The organism is Clostridium sp. CTA-17 (assembly GCF_054767895.1).
Genome location: NZ_BAAABF010000001.1, coordinates 1 through 20147 on the forward strand (window position 1 = coordinate 1; position 20147 = coordinate 20147).

14 protein-coding genes, 1 tRNA gene, 2 rRNA genes and 1 riboswitch are annotated in these 20147 nt (G+C 28.2%); of the genes, 16 read left to right on the plus strand and 1 reads right to left on the minus strand.

Annotated elements, in window-relative coordinates:
• The 15 genes from ACYUCG_RS00005 to ACYUCG_RS00075 all read left to right on the plus strand — a co-directional run.
• A 23S ribosomal RNA gene (locus tag ACYUCG_RS00005) occupies positions 1-114 on the plus strand; the annotation flags it as partial.
• A gap of 51 nt (positions 115-165) precedes the next feature.
• Positions 166-283, plus strand: a 5S ribosomal RNA gene (rrf, locus tag ACYUCG_RS00010).
• A 6-nt stretch (positions 284-289) separates the two neighbouring features.
• Positions 290-364 (plus strand) — tRNA-Glu (locus ACYUCG_RS00015).
• 424 nt (positions 365-788) lie between these two features.
• Complete coding sequence (sfsA, locus tag ACYUCG_RS00020) at positions 789-1481, plus strand: DNA/RNA nuclease SfsA (RefSeq protein ID WP_415341376.1); 693 nt, start codon at positions 789-791, stop codon at positions 1479-1481.
• 390 nt (positions 1482-1871) lie between these two features.
• On the plus strand, positions 1872-2411 hold the full coding sequence (locus ACYUCG_RS00025; protein ID WP_003448766.1) for an NAD(+) diphosphatase: 540 nt from the start codon (positions 1872-1874) through the stop codon (positions 2409-2411).
• A gap of 107 nt (positions 2412-2518) precedes the next feature.
• A riboswitch (Lysine riboswitch) is annotated at positions 2519-2690 on the plus strand.
• Between the two features lie 130 nt (positions 2691-2820).
• The gene (lysA, locus tag ACYUCG_RS00030) at positions 2821-4116 is read left to right on the plus strand and encodes a diaminopimelate decarboxylase (protein ID WP_333960166.1); all 1296 of its coding nucleotides are present in this window, start codon (positions 2821-2823) and stop codon (positions 4114-4116) included.
• Between the two features lie 456 nt (positions 4117-4572).
• Positions 4573-4791, plus strand: coding sequence for a DUF3006 domain-containing protein (locus ACYUCG_RS00035; protein ID WP_415349110.1), 219 nt, complete (start codon positions 4573-4575; stop codon positions 4789-4791).
• 2 nt (positions 4792-4793) lie between these two features.
• Positions 4794-5324 carry a signal peptidase I gene (gene lepB / locus ACYUCG_RS00040; protein WP_415349113.1) on the plus strand — a complete coding sequence of 177 codons (531 nt, stop codon included), beginning with the start codon at positions 4794-4796 and terminating at the stop codon, positions 5322-5324.
• Positions 5325-5348: 24 nt separating this feature from the next.
• Positions 5349-7502, plus strand: coding sequence for an ATP-dependent zinc metalloprotease FtsH (gene ftsH / locus ACYUCG_RS00045; protein ID WP_415277184.1), 2154 nt, complete (start codon positions 5349-5351; stop codon positions 7500-7502).
• A 224-nt stretch (positions 7503-7726) separates the two neighbouring features.
• Positions 7727-9847 carry a HelD family protein gene (locus ACYUCG_RS00050; protein ID WP_460267776.1) on the plus strand — a complete coding sequence of 707 codons (2121 nt, stop codon included), beginning with the start codon at positions 7727-7729 and terminating at the stop codon, positions 9845-9847.
• A 454-nt stretch (positions 9848-10301) separates the two neighbouring features.
• Positions 10302-11138 (plus strand): ABC transporter substrate-binding protein, encoded by an 837-nt coding sequence (locus tag ACYUCG_RS00055; protein ID WP_164790315.1) that lies wholly within the window; start codon positions 10302-10304, stop codon positions 11136-11138.
• Between the two features lie 30 nt (positions 11139-11168).
• Positions 11169-11840: an amino acid ABC transporter permease gene (locus tag ACYUCG_RS00060; RefSeq protein ID WP_003476881.1), complete on the plus strand. Its 672-nt coding sequence runs from the start codon at positions 11169-11171 to the stop codon at positions 11838-11840.
• On the plus strand, positions 11837-12559 hold the full coding sequence (locus tag ACYUCG_RS00065) for an amino acid ABC transporter ATP-binding protein (protein WP_164786272.1): 723 nt from the start codon (positions 11837-11839) through the stop codon (positions 12557-12559). The genes ACYUCG_RS00060 and ACYUCG_RS00065 overlap by 4 nt, the downstream gene beginning before the upstream one ends.
• A gap of 217 nt (positions 12560-12776) precedes the next feature.
• Complete coding sequence (locus ACYUCG_RS00070; protein WP_460267781.1) at positions 12777-14585, plus strand: LTA synthase family protein; 1809 nt, start codon at positions 12777-12779, stop codon at positions 14583-14585.
• Between the two features lie 251 nt (positions 14586-14836).
• On the plus strand, positions 14837-16681 hold the full coding sequence (locus ACYUCG_RS00075) for an LTA synthase family protein (protein WP_164803195.1): 1845 nt from the start codon (positions 14837-14839) through the stop codon (positions 16679-16681).
• Positions 16682-16783: 102 nt separating this feature from the next.
• Here the strand turns inward: ACYUCG_RS00075 and ACYUCG_RS00080 are convergent, their stop codons facing one another.
• Positions 16784-17965: a cation diffusion facilitator family transporter gene (locus ACYUCG_RS00080; RefSeq protein ID WP_060796947.1), complete on the minus strand. Its 1182-nt coding sequence runs from the start codon at positions 17963-17965 to the stop codon at positions 16784-16786.
• Between the two features lie 238 nt (positions 17966-18203).
• Here ACYUCG_RS00080 and ACYUCG_RS00085 point away from each other — a divergent pair, with 238 nt between their 5' ends.
• Complete coding sequence (locus ACYUCG_RS00085) at positions 18204-20111, plus strand: SH3 domain-containing protein (RefSeq protein ID WP_460267786.1); 1908 nt, start codon at positions 18204-18206, stop codon at positions 20109-20111.
• Positions 20112-20147 lie beyond the last annotated feature (36 nt).

The following is a 20147-nucleotide window of genomic DNA, read 5'->3' on the forward strand; positions in this document are numbered from 1 at the left end:
TCCCATAGCGTAAGCTAGTAAGATCCCTTGAAGAACACAAGGTTGATAGGTCGGGGGTGTAAGCATGGTAACATGTTCAGCTGACCGATACTAATAGATCGAGGGCTTGACCAAATATAGTAAATTAAATATGTGCAATTTTGAAAGAAYAAAAACTTTCAAACATCTGGTGATGATGTTCTTTAGGGTAACACCCGTTCCCATTCCGAACACGACGGTTAAGCCTTTAGAAGCCGATGGTACTGCACGGGAGACTGTGTGGGAGAGTAGGTGGTCGCCAGGTTAGTTTGGCCCCTTGGTCAAGCGGTTAAGACACCACCCTTTCACGGTGGTAACAGGGGTTCGATTCCCCTAGGGGTCACCATTAACTCGATAAGCAATGCTTATCGAGTTTTTTATTTATAAAATTTTTTGTTTGATGAAAATAACTGTCTATGACAGTGTGTTTAAATAAGTTTTAGACATATAAGAAAAAATCTTTTTGTTCAAATAAAAATAAGTTCTCAGTCAATTTGAGAAACAAAATAATGTTTTTAAATGGAGCTAAGAGAATCAAATTACATATCTTCTTCATTTCAACCTTGTTAATAAAAGTATTTTTATGTAGAATATAATAACAAGGAATGTAGAAAAAAAGATATTTTATTAATTCATAAAAGGGAAATGTTTATGTTTTTTTATTAACTGAAAAAGACTCATGTTTTTAATTAACATAGATAAGGAATAAAAAAATTATTAATTTATAACTAAAATTAAAAGTTAAATAATATATGAAGAGGTTACTATAGATGAAGTACAATAGTGTTATCAGAAAAGCTATTTTTTTAAGAAGACCAAATAGATTTCAAGCTTATGTAATTTTAGATGATGAGGAGTTATTAGTTCATGTTCCTAACACTGGAAGGTGTAGAGAGATTTTAAAAGAAGGATGTACAGTTCTTTTAAGAAAAGGAACTACTCCAAATAGAAAAACTCCTTATGATTTAATTGCAGCTTATAAGGGAGAGGTTTTAATAAATATAGATTCTCAGATTCCTAATAAAGTTGTAGAAGAGGCATTAAGAAATAAAAAGATAGAAAAGTTAGTAAAATTTAATAATATAAGTCGAGAAAAAACTTTTGGAAATTCTAGATTTGATTTTAAATTACAAGATGATAATGAAAATACATATTTTTTAGAAGTAAAAGGTGTAACTTTAGAGGAAAATGGAGAAACTAGATTTCCAGACGCCCCAACTGAAAGAGGAAAGAAACACATATTAGAACTGATTGAAATTAAAAAATTAGGAATGGGTGCAGGAATAATTTTTTTAATACAGATAGATAATGTAAATAAGTTTTATCCTAATGATGAAACAGATCCTAAGTTTGGCGAAGCATTGAGATTAGCTAAAAAAGAAGGAGTAGATATCTTTGCATATAATTGCAAAGTTACTGAAGAGGAAATTGAGTTGCTTAATCCTGTAGAAATAGTTTTATAAGTTTAATTTATAGAATTGGAAAGTAGGAGCTGAAATAGCATAAGTTAAGGCATCTATTATCATAAGTTTAGTTTATAGAATTAAAAATATAAATATATGTGAAATATAAAACACAAAATATTAAGTTTAATGTTAGGGGATTTAGTATTTAAAGTTGAGTTTATATAAAAGATATGATAAGTATTTGAGAATATGAAAGGTGGTGAACTTTAGTTAGCTTAATTTATATATTACTATTCTTAGTTAAAATAGGGAATTTTTATAAGTTATAGATGGTGATTTTAAGAAATTACGGAAGAAAAGATATTTGCTTTACTTTAGAATTAGATTTAATTGAAATAATAAAAAATTATAGAAGGTAATATATTTGCTTTACTAAAGAAATTAATTATGAAATTTAAATATTGTCCGTTATGTGGTGAAAAATTAGAGTTAAAGAATAGCTGGGATGAGGGAATGATACCTTATTGTAGTAAACATGATATGATGTTTTTTGATTTACCTAAGCCTTGTATTGTTGTTGCTGTAATAAAAGGTGATGAAATAATTCTTTTAAAACAAAGTTATATATATGAAAATTCTAAAGTTCTTATATCTGGATATGTAGGTGTAGATGAATGTGCAGAGGAAACTGTTTATAGAGAGGTAAAAGAAGAAACAGGAATAACAGTTAAAGATATAAAATATTTAGGTAGTGATTTTGTACAAGGAAAAGAATTGCTTATGCTAACTTATTTAGCATATTATGAATCAGGAGAGATAGAGAAATCAACTGAGGTAGAGGGAGCTGCTTGGTATAATATAGAGGATGCTCTTTGTGAATTAAATGAGGATAGCATAGGAAAAAGAGTGGTAAAAAAAGTTTTAAAGGAAATAGGTTATGAAGGTACTAATGCATTTAGATGTGAAGGAAATAATTGTAATGTGTAAATTTTTTTATTAATAATTTTAATTTATAATATTGCATTAGTTGAGATTTTTTAGTAACATTATAAACAATAATTAATATAATAAAAGCATAAATAATTTGAAAATAGGACCAAAGTAGAGGTGCCGTAATTAAGAGTAGTCATAAGTAGCTGACGAGTGTTTTATGTATGATGAAAGGGATTATGGCCGAAGAGATATTAATGGTGATTAATATTTCTGGGTATATGTATAATATGCATATAACTGTCACTTTGAAAAAAGTGGAGTGCTACAAGGTACGCTAAGTTGCGATTAAGGCAGCAAAGGTGTTCCTTTGCTGTTTTTATTTATTGGAATTAAATGCCAAAAAGTCGGTAGCTTTGCATACTTTTATACTCTGCCACTAAAAAAGTTTGTGGAGGGAAAAGATATGAAATTATTTGGATCAATGAAAGTAGAAGGAAATGAATTATATGTTGGAGGATTAAAAGCAAGTGCTTTAAGCAAGGAATATGGAACTCCTTTATATGTTATTGATGAAGAATTAGTGAGAAGCAATTGTAGAAGATACTATAATGCTATGAAGTGTGAAGAAAGAGGAAACAGAGTTACCTATGCAGGAAAGGCGTTTATAAATATGTCCATGTGCAATTTAGTTAATGAAGAAAATTTATATTTAGATGTTGTTTCAGGTGGAGAGCTTTATACTGCTTATAAAGCAGGTTTCCCATTAGAAAGAATATATTTCCATGGTAATAATAAATCTGATTATGAAATAGATTTAGGAGTACGATTAGGAATTGGAAGATTTATAGTTGATAATATTCATGAACTAGAAGTTCTTAATTCTATAGCTCAAGAATATGGAAGAGTTCAAAAAGTTTATTTAAGAATAACTCCTGGAGTAGAGGCCCATACCCATGAATATATAAAAACAGGTCAATTAGATTCAAAATTTGGATTCCCTGTAATTGGTGATACAGTTTATGATGTTGTTAAAAGATCAATGGAATTAGAGTATATAGAACTTAATGGATTGCATTGTCATATAGGTTCTCAAATATTTGACTTAGAACCTTTTGAAGATACAACAGAAATTATGCTAAATCTTATAAACGATATAAAAGAAACATTAGGATATGAAATTAAAGAATTAGACTTGGGTGGAGGATTTGGTATATATTATACTGAAGGGGATAAGCCAAAAGAAATAGAAGAATATTGTTCAGTTATAATAAATAAAGCTGATGAAATATGCAGAAAATTAAATATGAATGTTCCTATATTAAGTATAGAGCCAGGAAGAAGTATTGTGGGTAATGCAGGATTAACTCTTTATACTGTAGGAGCTATAAAAGAAATTCCTAATATAAGAAAATATGTAAGTGTAGATGGGGGAATGAGTGATAATATAAGACCAGCCTTATACAGTGCAAATTATGAGTCATTAATAGCTAACAGAGTTTTTGATAATTCTAAAGAGATAGTTACTGTAGCGGGTAAATGCTGTGAATCAGGGGATGTGCTTTTAAATTCCATAGAAATGCCTAGAATGGAAACTGGAGATATATTAGCAATTATGTCCACTGGAGCATATGGACATTCAATGGCTAATAATTATAATAGAATCCCTAAGGCTGCAGTTGTAAGTGTAAGCAATGGAATTTCAAAAGTTATGTGTAAAAGAGAGACTTATGAAGATTTGCTTAGAAATGAATGTTTTTAATTAATATATAAAGTTGTATGGTAAAAAAACTATACAACTTTTTTTATTAAAAGTATTTAGAATAATGTATTAAAGTATATAATAAAAAGTGAAGGATAATAATTAATATAGTAGAATAAAATTTTTTTAGAATTATATAAATTTATTTAATACAATTAAGAATCAAAAGTTATTTAATACATAGAGTATTTAAAATATTACCATTTAAAAGTTGAAAATATTTAATAAGGAAAGACATAAAAAAGACACAATAAATTGATAAAATAATATTGAAATATTTATGAAACTTGAGGGGAAAAGTATGAATTAAAGTTTACAAAGTTATGGTAATTTATGATATACTTATACTTGATACTTTAAGATTATTAAAGGTAAAAAATTCTAAAATTATTGAGGAATAATTTTAAATTGAGTTTAAAGAATCCTCATACTAATATTCGGAGCAAGGAGTATAAAATGAAAAAAATAATAGTAGATAGAATAGAAGGATATTTTATTGTATGTGAAGATGAAAAAGAAAATATTTTAGAATTAAAAAAAGATGACGTAATAGGTGACGTAAAAGAGGGGGATGTTTTAGTTAAAGGCAAAGAAGGTAAGTTTTGCTTGGATAAAGCGCTTACAGAAAAAAGAAGAAAAGAAATAGAAGATTTGATGAAAGGTATGTGGGAATAGTAATGGGTTCTAGTGATACAAAGAAGAAATCATTCTTTTTAGATTGGATTATACCAATTTTAGCAGCTTTACTATTAGCTGCTTTGATTCATCAGTTTTTATTGTATAAGATAAAAGTTCCTACAGGATCAATGATGCCTACAGTAGAGATTGGTGATCAATTATTTGTTACCAGAATATATAATCCTAATAATATTAAAAGAGGAGATATAGTCGTTTTTAATTCTGATGAATTAAAAGAACCACTTTTAAAACGTGTCATTGGATTACCAGGTGAGCATGTTGAAATAAAAAGTGATGGTTCAGTTTATATAAATGGAAATAAACTTGAAGAAGACTATGTAAAATATCAAGGTGGAAAAACTGATATGTCTTTTGATGTGCCAAGTGGAAAGTTTTTAATGTTAGGTGACAATAGAAATAATAGTGATGATGCTAGGTATTGGAGCAATCCTTATATAGATGGAAAAGACATAGAAGCAAAGGCACAGTTAACAGTATATCCTTTTGATAGAATAGGATTTGTAAAATAAACGTTAGAGAAGGAGGAATGATGTATGTTTAAAGATAAAAAAATGCTTAAATATATTGTCATATATAGTATTATAGCGTTTGGTATATTATTAACCTTTAATATGGTTAAAGATGAAATGCTATATGAAAAAGTAGATTATAGTACTTTCATGCAAATGTTAGATAAAAAAGAAGTTAAATCAGTAAACTTTTCAGGAAATCAAATTGAGATAACACCTTCAGATAGTAGTAATTTAAAAGGAAAAATCTTATATACAACTAATCCAGCAGTTGCTGGTATTACTCAACCAGATTTAATTAAAGATTTGACTGCAGCTGGGGTAGGATTCAATGTAACTAAACCAGAAAACTATCAACTTTTAGGTTTATTAATGTCATGGGTTTTCCCATTAATACTTATATTCTTTGTTGGTAGAATGATGTTCTCTAAAATGAATAATAAAATGGGTGGCGGAGTAATGTCATTTGGTAAAAATAATGCTAAGCTTTACGCTGAAAATGAGACTGGAATAACATTTAAAGATGTTGCTGGTCAAGATGAAGCTAAAGAGTCATTAGTAGAAATTGTAGACTTTTTACATGATACAAGAAAATATGTAGAAATAGGAGCTAAGCTTCCAAAGGGCGCTTTATTAGTAGGGCCTCCAGGAACAGGTAAAACTTTACTTGCTAAGGCTGTTGCAGGGGAAGCAAAAGTACCATTTTTCTCAATGTCAGGTTCAGACTTCGTTGAGATGTTTGTAGGTATGGGGGCAGCGAGAGTAAGAGATTTATTTAAGCAAGCAGAAGAAAAAGCTCCATGTATAGTTTTCATAGATGAGATTGATGCTATTGGTAAGAGTAGAGATGGTGCTATTCAAGGAAATGATGAAAGAGAACAAACTCTTAACCAATTATTAACTGAGATGGATGGTTTCGATTCTTCAAAAGGGGTTGTTATTTTAGCAGCTACAAATAGACCAGAGGTTTTAGATAAAGCTTTATTAAGACCAGGTAGATTTGATAGAAGAATAATTGTTGATAGACCAGATTTAATAGGTAGAGAGGAAATATTAAAGGTTCACTCTAGAGACGTTAAATTATCAGATGATGTATCTTTAGAAGAAATAGCAAAATCTACTCCAGGTGCTGTTGGGGCAGACTTAGCAAACATAGTTAATGAGGCTGCTTTAAGAGCTGTAAAACATGGTAGAAAATTTGTAATTCAAGAAGACTTAGACGAAGCTGTTGAAGTTATAATAGCAGGTCAAGAAAAGAGAGATAGAATACTTTCACCAAAAGAAAAGAAAATAGTTGCATATCATGAAGTAGGTCACGCATTAGTTGCAGCTTTATTAAATAATACTGATCCAGTTCATAAAATAACAATAGTTCCTAGAACAATGGGAGCTTTAGGATACACAATGCAACTTCCAGAGGAAGAAAAATACTTAGTATCTAAGGAAGAAATGATAGATCAAATATCAGTTATGCTTGGTGGTAGAGCAGCAGAGGAAGTAGTATTTAATAGTATAACTACTGGTGCATCAAATGATATTGAAAGAGCTACTCAATCAGCTAGAAATATGATAACTATTTATGGTATGAGTGAGAGATTTGATATGATGGCTTTAGAAGCTATGAGTAATAGATACTTAGATGGAAGACCAGTTAGAAACTGTTCAGAAACTACTGCTGCCATAGCTGATGAAGAAGTTTTACAAGTTATTAAAAAAGCTCATGAAAAATCAATTAAGATTTTAATTGAAAATAGAGAGTTATTAGATGAGATAACAGGTGTTCTTTTAGATAAAGAAACTATCATGGGTGACGAATTCATGGAAATAGTTTATGGTAAATATCCAGAAAAGAGAGAAGCTGATGAAAAGGCTAAAAAGGAAATTCAAAGTCTAAGAGAGCAAGCTTTAGCTAAGAGAAAAGAAAAAGAAGAAGCAATTAAAAAAGCTAGAGAAGAAGCATTAAGATTAGAAGAAGAGCAAAGAAAACAAGCTGAATTAAAAGCTATGATCGAAGCTCAAGAAGAGGCTGCAAGATTAGCAAGAGCTAATAATGAAGCTAACAATGATGATTTAGATTCATCTAAAGAAAATGAGGAAGTTAAATCTAATGTTAATGATGGAGCTACAGAAGAAAAAAAAGATGATAGCTCTACAAATAATAAAGTTGACGGTGAATAGAAATAAGGTGCATAAAAATATAGAAATATAAAAGAGCTTTTCTATTTCACTTTTAGTGTTAGTTTAAAATAATATACACTATAATTTTATAAGATGATAAAATGTGCATGAAGTTAAAAATGCTTCATGCACTTTTTGACTTTTCATTTGTATTTTTATTGAGAGGAAAGTTAATGTTATAATTGGGTATAATGTAATAGAGAAAGTAAGAAAGGAAGATTCTAATGACTGATAAAAAAGATATAGAATTTTTAGTTGAAGAGAAAAAATTAGAGGAAGTTTCTAATATATTAAATGAAGAAATGCTTTCATATATAAATAAAAGAAAATTTGTAACACAATATATATTAGATTATAGAAAAAATGCAGTTGAAGAATATAAAGATGATGAAGATAAATTAATAGAGTACTTTGACCATGAAAGATATGTAAAAGAACAAGCCTTTACTACAATAGATAAAAAATTAAAGGAATTAACAATCTTAAAGGAATCACCTTACTTTGGAAGAGTTACTTTTAATGATTTAGAGTTTGATCAAAAGGATACTTTATATGTTGGTAGATTTGGAGTAACTCCAGAGGGAAGCTATGAGCCTGTAATAGTAGATTGGAGAGCCCCTGTGGCTTCACTTTTTTATCATGGTAGTTTAGGGGAAGCAAGTTATACATCACCAGATGGACCTATAAAATGTGATATAGAAGGTAGAAGACAGATTATAGTTAAAAAAGGAGAATTAAAGGGAGTTTTTGATTCAGCCATAGATGTAAAAGATGATATTTTACAAATGGTTCTAAGTAATAATAGTTCTGATAAGCTTAAAGATGTAATAATGACAATTCAACAAGAGCAAGATGAAATAATAAGAAAAGAGAGAACTTCTAATATAGTTGTAAATGGAGTAGCAGGTAGTGGTAAAACTACAATAGCACTTCATAGAGTGGCATACCTTTTATATAACTATAGAAAAGAATTAGAAGATAAAGTTCTTATCTTAGGACCAAATGGTATATTTATGGAGTATATTTCACAAGTATTACCTAGTCTTGGGGAAGTAGGAGTAAAACAGGAGACTTTTGCTAGTTTTGCTTTAAAAGAAATGGATAGTGAATTATACATAATGAGTTTTGATAAGTATTTAGAAAAAATACTTTCAAAGGATAAAGAGTTTATAGAAGATGCTAAATATAAAAACTCATATGAGATAATCAAAGATTTAGATAACTTAGTAAAAGAAATGGATAAAAATTATTTCCATATTGAAGATGTAAAATACTTTGGTGATTTAGTTATTTCAAAAGAAGAAATAGAAGAAATGCTTAATAAACATTATGAGTATATGCCTTTATTTAGAAGAAGTGAAAAAATTAAGAGAATAATATTATCTAAGATAAAGGATAAGAGAGACGAAAAAGTTTGGGAGCTTAATGAAGAATTAAGAAAAGAAAAGGAAAAATTAACTCCTGAGGAACTTTTAATTGAAGAAAATAACTTAGAATTTAGAAGAAAATTAAGAATAAGAGAGATTGTTAAGGAAGTAATGGATTCAAGAGCTAAGTTAGATAGTTGGATTTCAAGAGAAGATGTTTTAGATATCTATGACAGATTCAATGGAAATAAAAAAGAATATACAATAAATGATTTAGCACCAATATTATACTTAGCGATAAAATTAGAAGGTAAAAAAGCAACAAAAGATTATAGACATGTGGTTATAGATGAAGCTCAAGATTATTCACCACTTCAATTTAAAGTTGTAAGAGAATTAACAGGAACTAAGTATTTTACTGTTGTGGGAGACGTAAATCAAAGACTTATTAAATATTCAGACTTAGCTCCTATGATGGAACTAGAAAAAATATTTGATGATGTAAATCCAGAGATTTATAACCTAAATAAAAGTTATAGAAGTACTTATGAAATAATGGAATATGCAAATAAATATCTTGATGAAGATAGAATAATTCCTATAGTTAGACATGGTAAACCAGTTGAGGAAATTGAATTCCATAATAATGAGGAACTTTCAGAAAGCATTATTGAGTCTTTAAAAGAATTTTCAAATGAAGGCTTAGAAAGTATTGCTATTATAACAAGGGACAAAGAAGAGTTAGAAAAAGTATATAATCTTATAAGCAATAAAGTGCATTTAGTTAAGTTTGATAACGAAGATGTATTATATAAAGGTGGAAATGTTATAATACCGTCTTATTTTGCAAAGGGATTAGAATTTGATGGGGTTATTATTGTAGATAATGGGTCATCAAAGGATGAAAATGAAGATTTAATAAAATATATAATGAGTACTAGAGCGCTTCATAGATTAAAAGAAATACAATTTAAATAATTTTACTTTTTAAAAGGATTTTATAAAAATAGATTTTAATGAAAGTTACAAACATATTTTGAGAATTTCTAAACTAGATAGTCTCATTATACTCTTTGTAACTTTTATTATAAAACTTTTATAAAATCCTTTTTATTTTACTAAAGGAGATTAAGTTTTTTTGCTGTATAAAATTTGTTTAACATAAGAATAAAATGTATAAAAACACAAAAGGGAGGTCTAGAATCAAATAATAAATTTGAAAATAAAACATATTAAAATTAATTAAATAACTAATGAATATGTTTTCTATCTGAGTATATAGTTATAAAATGCTTGTTAAAAATAATTTTATATTAAAAATCAACCTTTGCAATATATTTATATTAAAAAATATATTGCATTTTTATTCATTAATAATGTATAATTATTCAAGAAGAGAGCAATAAGTGAATAAATATTAGGGGGAATATATATGAAAAAGAATATATTTAAAAAGATATTGTCAGTGGCTATGATTGGAGGATTGACTTTAAGTTTAGCAGGATGTGGGGCAAAAACTGCTAAAGAAAATGGATCTAGTGATAAGGTAGCTAAGATAAAAGAAAGTGGAAAATTAGTAGTTGGTCTTAGTGCTGATTATGCACCTTATGAATTCCATATAATGAAGGATGGAAAGGACCAAATTGTTGGTTTAGATATAGATATTGCAAAAGAGGTTGCTAAAAATCTTGGGGTTGATTTAGAAATTAAAGAGATGGAATTTGGGGCTATAATTCAATCTGTTAAAAATGGAATGATTGATATGGGGATTTCAGGAATAACTCCTGATGAAAAAAGAAAAGAAGCAGTAGATTTTTCAGATATTTATTATGAAGCAGAGCAAGGGATATTAATAAATAAAGATAATAAAGAATCTATAAAAGGAATTGGGGATTTAAAAGGAAAAAAAGTTGGGGCTCAAATGGGGTCTATTCAAGCAGAGATAGCTAAAGGAATAGAAGGAGCCGATGTTAAGCTTTTAGATAATGTAAATACTTTAATTTTAGAATTAAAAACTGGTAAGTTAGATGCTGTAATTACTGAACTTCCTGTTGCTAAAATAGCTTCAGAGGTTAATTCTGAATTAGCTGTTGCAGATGAGGTGATTAAAAACTCAGAGGGTGGTTCAGCCATAGCAATACAAAAAGGAAATAAAGACTTAGTTGATGAAGTAAATTCTACAATTAAAGAGTTAAAAGAAAGTGGAAAGATAGATCAATTTACAAATGATGCTATTGAATTAGTTCCATATCAAAAGAAAGAAGAATAAAATTAATTTTAATAATTAGGGGGCAATACTATGGGGGGATTAGACTTCAGTTTTTTAAAAGAGTATTTTCCAGTATTTTTGGAAGGTGCTAAATGGACATTAATAATTTCAGCAATAACAGTTATTTTGGGAGCTTTATTAGGAACAATTTTATGCTTTATGAAACGTTCCAAATTTTCAATATTTAAAGTTAAAATTTTAAGGGTTATTTCTACTGCTTATGTAGAAGTTATAAGAGGAACACCTCTTTTATTACAAATATATATAGTTTATTTTGGATTACCTTCCTTTGGAATTCAATTAGAGGTTTTACCTTCATGTATTATTGCTATTTCCTTAAATTCAGCAGCTTATGTTTCAGAAATAATAAGAGCAGGGATAGATGCTGTTGATAAGGGACAATTAGAAGCCGCTAGAAGTTTAGGTATGACAGAAGGAATGGCTATGAGACTTATAATACTTCCTCAAGCTATAAAAAACATACTTCCTGCTATAGGAAATGAGTTTGTTGCCATAATAAAGGAATCATCTATGGCATCTACAATTGGAGTAGCAGAACTTATGTATTCATCAAAAATAGTTACAGGGGCTACTTATAAAGGTTTTGAACCACTTATTGTTATAGCAATGTTTTATTTTGTTATGACCTTTAGTTTAGGAAGAGTTATGTCTTATGTAGAAAAGAGGTTGAGTAAATCATGATAAATGTTAGAAATTTATATAAAAGTTTTGGTAAAAATGAAGTTTTAAAAGATATAAATGAAACAATAAAAAAGGGAGAAGTAGTAGTTATAATAGGACCTTCAGGATCAGGAAAAAGCACATTTTTAAGATGCTTAAATTTATTAGAGGAACCCACTTCAGGGGTAATTAATTTTGAAGGGGAAGATATAACAGATAAAAATGTTGATATAAATAAAATAAGAGAAAAGATGGGAATGGTTTTTCAACAATTTAATCTTTTCCCACATAAAACAGTTATGGAGAATTTAACAATAGGACCAACAAAAATAAAAAATATTTCTAATGGTGAAGCTATAAAAAAAGGAAGTGAATTATTAGAAAAGGTTGGTCTTTTAGATAAAAAGAATGTTTATCCAAATTCACTTTCAGGAGGACAAAAACAGAGAATAGCTATAGCAAGAGCTTTAGCTATGGAACCAGATGTTATGCTTTTTGATGAGCCAACATCTGCTTTGGACCCTGAAATGGTAGGAGAAGTTTTAGGAGTTATGAAATCTTTAGCTAAAGATGGAATGACCATGGTTGTAGTAACCCATGAAATGGGATTTGCAAAGGAAGTTGGAGATAGAATATTATTTATGGATGAAGGAAGAATAATTGAAGAAGGTACTCCAGAGGATATATTTCAAAATCCTAAAAATTCAAGAACTAAAGATTTTCTATCAAAAGTTTTATAAATGCCTTTAAGAGATTAAATCTTAATAGATTTACTCTTTTAAATAAATTAATTAGTACAAAAAGAGGATGTAAAGACAAAAATCTTTATGTCCTCTTTTGTATTTTAAAATAAAAATTGATTATTGAATAAATATTAATTATTTTTTAATGAAAATTTTACTGTAAATGTTATAATATTTAAGTAAATATTATATAAAAAGATAGTGAGGAAATTTTATGAAGGAAAAAGTAAAAAGCTTTTTTAAGTGTAACTGGGTTTTTATTTTCTTAGTGATAACACTTCAAATAAAATCAATGTTACTTTTATCTATGCTTAGAACCCCAGGGTCTAGAGGAATTAATTTTGACTTAATGTATTTTACTCCCCCTGCTTGGTGGGCTCATATAGCAATAGTTACGTTAATAGCGAGTTTTGTTTATCTATTTAAAGGTAAAGGAAGAATGTGGGCAGGTATAGTTATTGATATTCTAGTAACAATTTTATTCGTAGCTGATATTTGGTATTACAGAGTAAATGGAACTTTTTTATCAATAAGACATATAATTGAGCCAGGAATATTTAATCCTGTAGGAAAGAGCTTATTTAATTTAGCTAAAGTAGATGTAGTGTTCATAGTTGATTTTATAATATTATTTTTAGTTTATAACTTTACAGGTTTAAAAAAGGTTAAATATAAAAATAATATAAAAACTAGATTAATTGCATTTATATGCATTTTTGGAATAAGTGCAACAGTAATAGGGGTATCACACTACTATATAGATATTCAAAGAAAATCAGATAAAAGTTTTTTAAGAATATCATGGGCGCCTTTTCAAACAATTAGTGACTCAAGTCCATTAGGATATCATGGATATGATATTTATTATTATGCTAACAGAAAAGAAACTTTAACTGATGCTCAAAAAAATGAAATTAAAACTTGGTTTGATGAAAACAAAGAAGATTTACCAGATAACAAGTATAAAGGTATGCTTCAAGGAAAAAATGTTATAGCCTTGCAGGTTGAGTCTCTTGAAAACTTTGTTATAGGTAAAAAAGTTTATGGTCAAGAGATTACTCCAAACATAAATAAACTTTTAAAGAATAGCTTATATTTTGATAATATAAAAGAACAAAACAATTCAGGAACAAGTTCAGATTGCGATATAATGGTTAATACATCAATACTTCCTGTTAGAGAAGGAACTACAGTATTTGGGTATCCATGGGCTGAATATAATACTTTACAGAAAATATTAAAGAGTAAGGGATATTCAACAGTTTCAACACATCCAGAGGTTCCTGGAAATTGGAACTGGGCAGAGGTTCATAAGGCATTTAAAGCTAATGAAATATGGGATGCTCATCAGTTTGATCAAAGTGAAATCATAGGACTTGGAATGTCAGATGAATCTTATTTAAGACAGGTTGGAGATAGATTAAAGAGTCAAAAACAACCTTTCTATACATTCTTAGTAACATTAACAAGTCATGGACCATTTGATATGCCTAAGGATAAACAATATTTAAATTTACCAGAAGATTTAAATGAAAATATGTTAGGTGCATATTTCCAAAGTGTTAGATATACAGATGAAGCTATTGGAGAATTTATAAACCAATTAAAAGAAGAAGGTCTTTTAGACAATACTGTAATAATGATTTATGGAGATCATGGTGGAGTTCATAAATTCTACGAAGATAAAATAAAAGATGCTCCTTTAGAAGGTGATTGGTGGAAAGATGATGAAAAGGAAATACCTTTCTTAATATACAATCCAAGTATTAATGGAGAGACTATATCAAAAGAAGGTGGTCAAATAGATTTCTTACCAACTATAGCATACCTTTTAGGATTTAATAGAGATACTTTTGATAGTACAGCAATGGGAAGAGTATTAGTAAATACTAATAGAAATGCAAGCATATTAAACAATGGAGAAATAGTTGGAAATCCAACACCTGAAGAAAAAGCTCATTTAGAGAAATCATTTAATATTGCAGATATGATTATACAAGGAAATTATTTTAAAAATAATTAATTAAATTTAAAGCTATTAGCTATATTTTTATTAGGATTTAGCTAATAGCTTTACATATGTTTTATTAGTTTTAATATTAGGAGAGTAAGTTATTAAAAAGGTAACAATTATTTTGATTTAATTAAAATATATAATATATTATTTCTATTAAAATGTAAAAAGTTTACTTGGTAATAGATTCAAAAAATGCAATAATAATAGAGTAATAACTAAATATTTATTTAATAATTATATTAGAAAGGAGAAGATTTATGGCTAAAAGTAATGGACTTTTAAGTAAAATAGGTGGATTCTTTAAAAAGTTTCCTTTAGAAATTTTATTTTATATTTTACTTGTATTTAAGATAACTGTTTTTTGTACAATGCTAAAAAGCAATAGTGGAATGGAGCTGAATTTAGGATTTGTATATGGATTAATAGATTATAAGATAATATATCTTTTATTCCCATTAATATTCATAAGTTTTGGATTTTTATTTAAAAGATGGGGAAAGTTTATTTATCTATATATTGTAGACTTAGGAATTTCAGCACTTTTAATTTTTGATTTACTTTACTACAGACTGTATGGAACTTTTCCATCAATAAAGTTTTTAATTTACCCAGATTTATTTAATCCTTTAAATAAGGATCTTATCTTCTTTAGAAGTAGGATGCTATTATTTATAATAGACTTAGTATTATTACCTATACTTTACATATTATTTAGAAAGTACACTAAGGATTGGTATTTTGGAAAGGTAAAATATAGAGTTATAGCATTTTTATTAACATTCTTAATACCAAGTGGATGTGTGTTAGGAAAATACTATTTATATGATGTTAAGGATATAACTAATGGAGAAAAAGGATTTTTAAGGGTTGCTTGGACACCAACTAGTGGAATTTTCAGAGCTACTCCTTTAGGATATCATTTCTTTGATATTTATAAGACATTAGTTCTTGATAAGGATATAAAATTAAGCAATGAAGAAAAACAAGAAGTTAAAAATTGGCTTGATGCAAATTATGAAAACTTACCAGATAACCAATATAAAGGGGAATTAAAAGGTAAAAACTTAGTTGTTTTACAAATTGAATCTTTAGAAGATTTTGTTATAAATAAAAAAATTGATGGACAGGAGATAACTCCTACATTAAATTCAATATTAAAGAATTCATATTATTTCCCTAATATTTATGAAGAAAACTTAACTGGGTTTAGTTCAGATGCAGATTTAATGGTTAATACAGGTATGTTACCAATAACTAATACTGCTACATCTTTTGCTTATCCAAGTAGAACTTTAACAACATTGCCATCTATATTAGAAAAGAATGGTTACACTACAGTTTCAGCTCATCCAGAAGTAGCGGGAAGTTGGAATTGGGGGGAAGTACACCACAGTTTACTAAAATTCCAAAATTCATATACATTATATGATTTCAATGAAGATGAAATAATTGGATTAGGAATTTCCGATAAGAGTTACTTAACTCAATTAGCTACTAAGGCTGGGGATTTAAAACAACCATTCTATCTATTTACTGTTACTTTAACAAATCATGGTCCTTTTGAGATTGATGATGCACATACAACAATAAAAATACCTAGTGAAATAGAAGGAACTCTTATAGGACAATACTTTAAAACAGTAAGATATACAGATGAAGCTATTAAAATGTTTATGGACAAGCTAAAAGAAGAAGGAAGATTCGATGATACTGTATTTGTTATATATGGTGATCATGCTGGTCCAAATAAATATTATAAAGAGCAATTAAAAGATGTTAATTTTGACGGTAACTATTGGAAGCTTAATGAGAAAAAAGTACCACTTATAATCTATAATCCATCAATACAAGGAAAAACAATAGAAACTAAAGGTGGACTTATAGATGTTATGCCAACAGTTTCATATCTTTTAGGGGTTAATGATGGCAGCTTAAGAAATGTAATAGGAAGAAATCTTTTAAATACAAATAGAAATATAGTAGCACTTCCAGGTGGTGAAGTAGCAGGAGAGGCTAAATCTCAAGATGAATTAAATCATGTTAAACAATCTTATGATATATCAACTAAGATAATAAGATCAGATTACTTTAAAAATAATTAATAAAAAGGGGACTGTGAAAAAATAAGTTTTAAATATTTTTAATATAAGTTCTCAAGTTTGTATAAAAAAAGTAGCTATGAAAATTCATAGCTACTTTTTGTTTTAACAAGTAAAATCTTTATCAATAGTTATTATGCAGTTATATTGAGGGTGAGTTTCTTTTACTGCCTTTATAATTTCTTCTTTTAACTCACTTTCAGACATAACTTTTCTTAGTTTTTCTGGGTTAACAACAATATCGAATATAAGATTTTTCTTATTTCCATGACCAACAATTCTAAAATCATGCATTGATTCTATTAGTGGGTTATATTTGATTATTTTGTCTATTTCTTCTTTAGCTTGTTTTATTTCATCATCTTCTAGACAAATAGGATCCATGTGAATTACTAAATAAATCTTTAGTTTGTTAGAAATTTCTCTTTCAGCCATATCTATGATATCATGTATTTTCATAACATTTATGTCAGAAGGTATTTCTGCATGAATTGAAGCCATACATTTACCTACACCATAGTTATGAATTATAAGATCATGAACTCCTATTATATGATCATATGATAAAACCATTTCTCTAATATTTTTAGCAAGCTCTGGATCAGGTGCTTCTCCTAAAAGTGGATTTATAGTCTCTTTTACTAAAGTAAATCCAGCATATAAAATAGCTAGTGAAACAATAACACCTATATATCCATCAATTGGGAAAGTAGTAAATTTTGCAGCTAAAAATGATATAACAACACATGTTGAAGTAAATACATCGCCTAAAGCATCAACTGAAGCAGCTTTAAGAGCTGAAGAATTTATTCTATTACCTGTTAATTTATTAAATCTACTTAACCAAAATTTAAAGAATATTGATATTACAAGTAGAATAAAAGGGATTACTTCAAAGGTTACAGGTGTTGGATTAAGAATTCTTTCAATTGATGATTTGGTGAATTGGAAGCCTACTAACATTACCATAAATGCTACTATTAGAGCTGAAATATATTCAATTCTACCATGTCCAAATGGATGTTCTTTATCAGCTGGCATTTTAGCTAATTTAAAACCTATCATGGTTATTACAGAAGATCCAGCATCAGATAAGTTATTAAAGGCATCTGCTGTTATAGCTATACTTGCTGAAATTAATCCTACAGAAAATTTTATTAAGAATAAAATTATGTTAACAATTATTCCAACTATGCTAGCTAGATATCCATAAGAACTTCTAACACTTTCACTTTCTGTGTTTTTATAATCCTTAATGAATGTTTTTATTATAAGATTTGAAAACATATTAATCATCTCTCCATTTTTATTAAGTTTTAAATTAAGTTTATATTAAATTAAAAAATAATTATTATAGTTGATTATTAAAAATAAAACTTAGAAGTTATATTAATTTATTCAACTAAATCTCATTTTATTATATCACAATATTTTATATTGAAAAATATTGAAATAGAATATAAAATAATAAGCAAATTGGGAAATTTTTAATATAGGGAAATTATGAAATATAGGAGAGAGACATATGAATAGAAGAAAAATAAGTGCTTTATTACTGTCGTGCATTTTAGCTGCGAATATTTCAAGCTTTAGTGAAATTGTTCTAGCAGATGAAAATAAGGGAGAAGAAGTTCAAAATGAAAGTAATAAGGAAAGTAATTGTATAGCTGGGGATTACCATGAAGTTAATAATGGAAATGCAAAAAATACAGAGAACACACCTGTTATAAATGGAATAAAAGTAAACAAACAATTGATAGATATAAATTATTCTCAAGGAGTTACTATAAATCCAAAATATATAGTTATACATGATACTGATAATAGACAAGCTGGTGCTAATGCTATGGCTAACAGAAATTACTTTGCAAATCATCCAAATGCTAAAGCATCAGCACATTATATAATTGATGAAGGCAATATTATTCAAGCTTTAGAAGATACTTGGAAGGGGTGGCATGTTGGAGATGGTAATAATCCAAATATAAATAATTCTACAACTATTGCTATAGAACTATGTGTTAATAAGGGAAATGATTTTGATAAAACTTTAGAAAATGGAATTGAATTAACTAAATATCTAATGAATAAATACAATATACCAGCAGAAAACGTTGTTATGCATAGAGATGCAAGTGGAAAAACATGCTCAAGGATGATGATTGAAGATAGACCAAGTTTATGGCCTTATTTTAAAGATAGAATTTCTGGTGGAGATGGAAGCTTAGAAGATGACGGGTTAAAGCCTAAAATGCAAGGTAAAGTTACTAATGCTTCTGTTCTTAATGTAAGAGAGAGTCCAAGCACTTCAGGAAGAATAGTTCACAAATTAAATAGAAATCAAGTGGTAGGAATATATGAAGAATTAAATGGATGGTACAAAATTGATTATATAGATGGAGCTAAAAAGAAGTATGGATATGTAAGTAAGGATTATATATCAATAATTAATGAGAATCCTGAGGACGGAGAAACTAATGGGGATATTGAACCGGAAAAACCATCTGTATCAGTAAATAAGAAAGGGATAGTAAAAGTAAATAGCTCTTTAAATATGAGAAGCGGCCCAGGAAGCAATTACGGAGTAATAGGAACTTTACGCAATAATGATGAGGTAGAAATCATCAAGGAAGTTGATGGATGGTATGAAATAAAGTTTAATGGAAAAAGTGGATATGTATCAAGCCAATACATAAAAGTAGTAGATAACGAGTCAAATGAAGAAAAGCCAGTAGATCCAGAAAAACCATCTGTATCATTAAATAAACAAGGGGTAGTAAAGGTAAATAGCTCTTTAAATATGAGAAGTGGTCCAGGAAGCAATTACGGGGTAATAGGAACTTTACGTAATAATGATAAGGTAGAAATAATTAAAGAAGTAGATGGCTGGTATGAAATAAAATTTAATGGTAAGGTTGGATATGTATCAAGCCAATACATAAAATTAGTAGATAACGAATCAAGTGAAGAGAAACCATCAGAACCAGAAAAACCATCTATATCAGTAAATAAAAAAGGAGTAGTAAAAGTAAATAGCTCTTTAAATATGAGAAGTGGCCCAGGAAGTAATTACGGAGTAATAGGAACTTTACGTAATAATGATGAGGTAGAAATAATTAAAGAAGTAGATGGCTGGTATGAAATAAAGTTTAATGGTAAAGTTGGATATGCTTCAAAGTCATATATAACTTTAGTCAATGAAGGGTCTAACAATGGAAATGAGAATGGAATTAAAGAAGGAACTGTATATGGGGTAAGTACAAATCTAAATGTTAGAACAGGTCCAGGAACTGGATATCAAGTTATTGGATACTTATTATCAGGAGATAAAGTTAAAATTTTAGGAGAGGAAAATGGTTGGTATAAGGTTCAATTTAATGCTAGCACAGGTACTAAAAATGGATATGTAAGTAAAGATTACATTAAGGTTTAATTAGTTGTGAATATATTTAAATAGTGTAAATTTTTG